The organism is Streptomyces sp. NPDC059787, assembly GCF_042732315.1.
Classification (GTDB): Bacteria; Actinomycetota; Actinomycetes; order Streptomycetales; family Streptomycetaceae; genus Streptomyces; species Streptomyces atrovirens.
Genome location: NZ_JBHWHX010000070.1, coordinates 1 through 5,920 on the forward strand (window position 1 = coordinate 1; position 5,920 = coordinate 5,920).

3 protein-coding genes are annotated in these 5,920 nt (G+C 71.5%); all 3 read right to left on the bottom strand.

From position 1 onward, the window contains the following. Nucleotides 1-67 precede the first annotated feature (67 nt). Nucleotides 68-1,615, bottom strand: coding sequence for a sodium:solute symporter family protein (locus ACFV5H_RS35475; RefSeq protein ID WP_385198882.1), 1,548 nt, complete (start codon nt 1,613-1,615; stop codon nt 68-70). A gap of 219 nt (nt 1,616-1,834) precedes the next feature. Then, nucleotides 1,835-3,694: an MFS transporter gene (locus tag ACFV5H_RS35480; protein ID WP_385056700.1), complete on the bottom strand. Its 1,860-nt coding sequence runs from the start codon at nt 3,692-3,694 to the stop codon at nt 1,835-1,837. Nucleotides 3,695-3,814: 120 nt separating this feature from the next. Continuing rightward, nucleotides 3,815-5,920: D-alanyl-D-alanine carboxypeptidase (locus ACFV5H_RS35485; RefSeq protein ID WP_385198884.1), on the bottom strand; the 2,106-nt coding region annotated here is incomplete at its 5' end.

Sequence of the window (5,920 nt, forward strand, 5' to 3'; positions counted from 1 at the left end):
CCCTCACGCAGTTCCCCGCGCCCCTGAAGGGGCGCGGGGAACGGGAAGGGGCGGCGGGGGCGGAGGACTACGCCTGATCCCTCACCGGTGCGGGGGACGGCACCGCCGCCGCGGCCGAGTCGTCGTCCGTGTTCACACGCTCGATGATCGCCATCCGCTCCGGAGTGTCCTCCGGCTTCACGAAGCCGATCAGGACGTACAGGACCAGCGAGACCGCCAGCGGGATGGAGACCTGGTACTCCAGCGGCACCCCGCCGTCGACGGCCCAGTGGATCGGGTAGTTCACCAGCCAGAAGGCCAGCAGCCCCAGGGCCCAGCTGGTGAGCGCCGCCGTCGGACCGGAGCGGCGGAACGGCCGCAGCAGGCCCAGCATCATCGGGATGGCGATCGGGCCCATCAGTCCGGCCACCCACTTGATGACGACCGTGATGATGTCCTTGAAGGTCGGTGAGTTGACCTGCGTCGCGACCGCCATGGACAGGCCGAGGAAGACCACCGTCGTGATCCGGGCCGCGAGCAGCCCGGACCGGTTGCCCCACGTCCGCGCCCTCGCCGACAGCACCGGGGCCACGTCACGGGTGAAGACGGCCGCGATGGCGTTGGCGTCCGAGGAGCACATGGCCATCGTGTGGGAGAAGAAGCCGACGATGACCAGGCCCAGCAGGCCGTGCGGCAGCAGCTGCTCGGTCATCAGGGCGTAGGAGTCGGAGCCGTCCGTCTTCTGGGACTCCACCAGCAGCGGCGACATCCACATCGGGAAGAACAGGATCACCGGCCAGACCAGCCACAGCACCGCCGACAGCCGCGCCGAGCGCTCCGCCTCGCGGGCGTTGGGGGTGGCCATGTAGCGCTGGGCCTGGTTGAGCATGCCGCCGTTGTACTCGAACAGCTTGATGAACAGGAACGCCAGCAGGAAGATCGTGCCGTACGGTCCGACCAGCGGCTCCCCGTGTCCCTGGAGCTCCGGCTCGTCCCACGCCCCGAAGAAGCCGCCGTGGTCACCGAGCTCGGCCACCACCGCGACGAACATCGCGATACCGGCGAGGAGCTGGATGACGAACTGGCCGAGTTCGGTCAGCGCGTCCGCCCACAGGCCGCCGATGGTGCAGTAGATCGCCGTGACGACGCCGGTGATGAGGATGCCCTGGTTGAGCGAGACACCGGTGAACACCGACAGCAGGGTGGCGATGGCCGCCCACTTCGCGCCCACGTCCACGATCTTCAGCAGCATGCCGGACCAGGCCAGCGCCTGCTGCGTCTTCAGGTCGTAGCGGTTCTTCAGGTACTCCAGCGGTGAGGCCACGTGGAGCCGGGAGCGCAGCCGGTTGATCCGCGGGGCGAAGAGCTTCGACCCGATGGCGATGCCGAAGGCGATGGGGAACGACCAGGTGACGAAGGACGTCACGCCGTAGGTGTAGGCGATGCCGGCGTAGCCGGTGAACATCACCGCGCTGTACCCGGACATGTGGTGGGAGATGCCGGAGAGCCACCAGGGCATCTTGCCGCCGGCCGTGAAGAAGTCGCTGACGTTGTCCACGCGCTTGTGGGACCAGACGCCGATGCCGACCATCACGGCGAAGTAGCCGATGAGCACCGCCCAGTCGAGACTGTTCATGTCCCCCCTTCCAGGGTCCGCCTTGTGAACTCCACTCAGCTGGTTGGCACTTCGCCTGAGCGGGGTAGGGACGAGGAAGGCCGCGAAGTGCCCGCTCATCGTGGGCGGGGTGGCGCGGGCACGACAAGAAACCGTCAGGTCAAGAGCAAGTAAAAATGTTCGACTAGCTGACCTCCGTTCATCATCATGAACGAGACCGGAGGGGCGGGACCTCCGGGATCAGCCCAGCTCGTCCGGGCAGGGCGTGCCCCGCTCCCCCCACTTGTACGGAGCCGCCAGGCGGTACGTCCCCGGCTGGGGTGCGAGCAGCGTCGTCCACTTGTCGCCGTTCTCGTCCTCCTCCCTCTCCGTCAGACAGCCGTGGACGTTCTCGTACGTCTTCGGCTCGCCCTCCGGGCGGTCCTCGGACTCCTCCGTCTCCTGCGGGGGGTCCAGCGCCTTGCCCTCGGAGTCGACGAGGCCCAGCCACGGCGAGTACGGGACACGGATCAGGATCCGGCCCGCCCTCTCCACCCGCAGCGTCCACTCACCCTGCTCGGCCCGCTCCACGACCGTGTTCGGCTCCGCCAGCGGCGTCGGCTCGTCCACCGCGAACAGCTGCCAGTTCGCGTCGCCCCAGATCTGCTTCAGATACGGCAGCCCGCGCTGCACCAGCTCCCGCTCCCGCTGACCGCCGTCACCGTCCGGCTCGTCCTTCGGCAGCACCACGAAGCGCACGCCCCAGCGCTTCAGCCACTCGCGGTAGTTCGCCGAGTTGAGGGTGTCGTCGTAGAAGAGCGGGTTGCGCTCCATGTCGGCCTGCCGGTTCCAGCCCCGGGCCAGATTGACGTACGGGGCGAGGGCGGACGCCTCACGGTGCGAGCGGGCCGGGACGACCTCCACCCGGCCCCGCCAGGCCCCGACCTCCTGGAGCTCGTTCACCAGCGGCGCCAGCTCGCGCGCCCAGGACGCCCGCGGCGTGGTGTGCACGACGTCGTCGACCGACTTGAAGCCGATCCAGCCGGTGAAGCCGACGAAGGCGACGACGATCGCGTACCACTTCAGGGACTTCGGCACCGCGAACGGCAGCGCCGCCACCAGCGCCACCCCGCCGAACAGCATCACCAGCCGGGTCATGTTCGACCCGATCTGCGAACTGATCAGCCAGACCAGCACGATCCCCAGCCCGTACACCGCGGACGTGATCCGTACGGTCTTCCACTCCACGGGGACCAGGACGTACACCAGGACCGAGTACAGCAGCGGCAGGACCACCGAGCCGATGCCCATCGGCTGGGTCCCCGAGAACGGGAACAGCCACGCCGACACCGCCACCACCGCGGTGGGCGCGAGACCCAGCGCCCACGCCCCCGGCCGGCGCTTCTGCAGGAACAGCGCCACCGCCACCAGGCCCACGAACAGTCCCGCGACCGGCGAGGCCATCGTCGCCAGCGCCGCCAGCGGGGCCGCGCACAGGGCCTTCGCCCAGCGCTTGTAGCGCCACCGGTGGGGCCAGCAGAAGACCACGGCGACCGCGCCGAGCGCGAACATCGTGCCGAGCCCGTACGTCACCCGTCCCGAGGCCGCGTTGCACAGCAGCGCGAACACGCCCGCGAGCGCGGCCCACAGGGGGTTGCGCACCGCCCGGCCGCGCATCAGCACCAGCGTCAGCAGCCCCGCCGACACCGTGCCCGCGATCATCATCGTGGTCCGCACCCCGAGGACCGACATCAGGTACGGCGACACCACGCTGTACGACACCGGGTGCATACCGCCGTACCAGGCGAGGTTGTACGCGGAGTCCGGGTGCCGGCCGACGAACTCGGCCCACGCGTCCTGCGCGGCGAGATCGCCGCCGCTGTTGGCGGACGTGAAGAACCAGACGATGTGCAGCAGGCCGGCGAGCGCGGTGACGGAGAGCACCGGGTGCCGCAGCATGCGGGCGCGCACGGCGAGGACGGCGGTCATGAGCGCGCCGGGGGTACCGGGGGTGTCGTCAGTGCCCTCGGACGCCCGCTGTGTCCCGGTCGGCGGTATTCGCGGGCCGGATTCCGGGTCCGGATCGGCGTCGTCGGCGCGTGTCGGCTCCGCTGTGGCCACCTGAAGGCACTCCCCGTGTCCCGTTCCCTGCCTGTTCCCTGCCCGTTTCGTGACGCTAGCACGCAGCCAGGCGGCCGTCGCCCGGGTGGGCGTCGGCCGCCTGGCTCGTGCGTCCCCGGGTCAGGAGAGACGCGTCAGCTTGTCCGTGAAGCCGGGCTCCACGAGGTCCTCCTGCAGGGCGACCGGCACCTTGACGGCACCGCCCGAGCCGTCGCCGACGGTGAGCGTGCCCACCTTCGCGCCGGCCTTCGCGGTGTGCGGCAGGTCGTCCCCGGCGAACGTCAGCTTCACCGACAGCCCCGCCCAGCCGACGGCCTTGACGTCCTCGGTGACGGCGACGGGCGTACGGCCGCCGAGACCGTCGTCCACGTACCCGACGACCTCGCCCTTCTTCAGGATCGTCGCCGACTCCAGCACGTCCTGCGCGGCCCGGATCAGCTCGTCGCCCGAGGTGAGGGCGGCGGACAGGATGGTGTTGTCCTTGCCGCCCGCGGGCTGGCGCACCACCGCGCCGATGATCCGGTGGGTCTCGCCGTCGACGTCCTTCTTCGCGGCGAACACGAGGTTGCCGAGCGCGGAGGTGGTGGTGCCGGTCTTGATGCCGACGACGTCGTTGTGGCCGACCAGCTGGTTCCAGTTGGGGTGGTTGACGCCCTTGTAGTCGTCGTACGACATCATCGCGGCGACCTCGCGGAACGCGGGCTGCTCCATCGCGGCCCTGGCGAGCTTCACCTGGTCCACGGCGGTGCTCACGGTGGTGTCGTTCAGACCCGAGGGGTCCGTGTACGTCGTGCCGGTCATGCCGAGGTCCTTCGCGGCGGCGTTCATCTTCTCGACGAACGCCTCCTCCGAACCGGCGTCCCAGCGGGCGAGGAGCCGCGCCACGTTGTTCGCGGACGCGATCAGGATGGCCTCGACCGCCTCCCGCTGGGAGATCTCGTCGCCCGCGGTGACGTCGACGGTCGACTCCTGCCCGGCGTCGGACTGCTTCTCCGCGAGGTCGTCGATCTTGATCATCGGGCCCTCGGCGCCGCTCTTGAGCGGGTGGTCGCGCAGGACCAGGTACGCGGTCATGACCTTGGCGACACTGGCGATCGGTACGGGCTTCTGCTCGCCGGAGGAACCGAAGGTGCCGATGCCGTCCACGTCCAGCGCGGCCTGCCCGTCGGCCGGCCACGGGATCTCGGGCTTGGCGCCCTCGAAGGTGTAGCCGTCCTCGGCGGTGAGCTCCAGGGCGGGTGCCGGGAGCGGGCGCATGTTCTGCACGACCGCGAAGACGATCACCAGCAGCAGGACCAGCGGCGTCCAGATCTTGACCCGCCGCACGGCCGTCCGCAGCGGGGTCTGCGGGGGCGGCGGGGTGTTGGTCAGCTCGGCCAGCAGGTCCAGCGGCGGCCTGGGCGGCAACGGCTGCTGGGTGGTCCGCTCGGGGCCGGCCTGCGGGAGGGAGGAGGTGGCCCCGGCGGGGGCGGCGGGCGCGGTGGGCGGCTTGCGTCCGCCGAGGTCGTCGTCCCGCTTGAGCGCGACGAACTTGCTGGTCCGCTCGGCCTCGGCAGCGGCCTCGCGGCCCGCGGCGCCCAGCTTGAGCATGGTGGTGGGCTGATCGACGGCGGGCGCGGAGGGCCGCCCGGTCCGGAACACGGCGGTGGGCTGATCGACGGGCCCCTTGGCCTTCGGCCGCCCGTCCTCACCCGCGGCGCCGGTCCCGGCGTCGTCGGCCGCCGCCGGTCCGTCCCCGGGCTCGTCCTCGCCGTGCCGGTCGTCCTCGCCGTCCTCGGCGGAGGCGTCGTCGACCGCCTCCGGGGCCCCGGCGACCGGCTTCCCGTCACCACCCCCGGACGGACCCGCCTCGGAGTCCCCCTCGCCCGGGCCCGCGAGAGCGGCGGCCTCCGCCGTACCGGCACCCGGCCCGTCCTGCGCGGTCTCCTCGGACCCGTCCTGACCGCGGGACGCGTCACCCGCGCCCTTGCCAGTGCCCTCGGACCCGTCCTCGTCGCCCGCGGAGGCGGCGGCCTCGGGGGCGTCCGCGTCCGTCCCGGCGCTCCCGGACCCGTCCTGGTCGCGGGAGGCGCCGGCCGTGGCCTCGGGGGCGTCCGTGTCCGTCCCGGCGTCCTCGGGCTTCTCCTCGGCGCGGGGCGCGCCGGCGTCCGTCCTGGCGCTCCCGGACTCGTCCTGGTCGCGGGAGGCGCCGGCCGTGGCCTCGGGGGCGTCCGTGTCCGTCCCGGT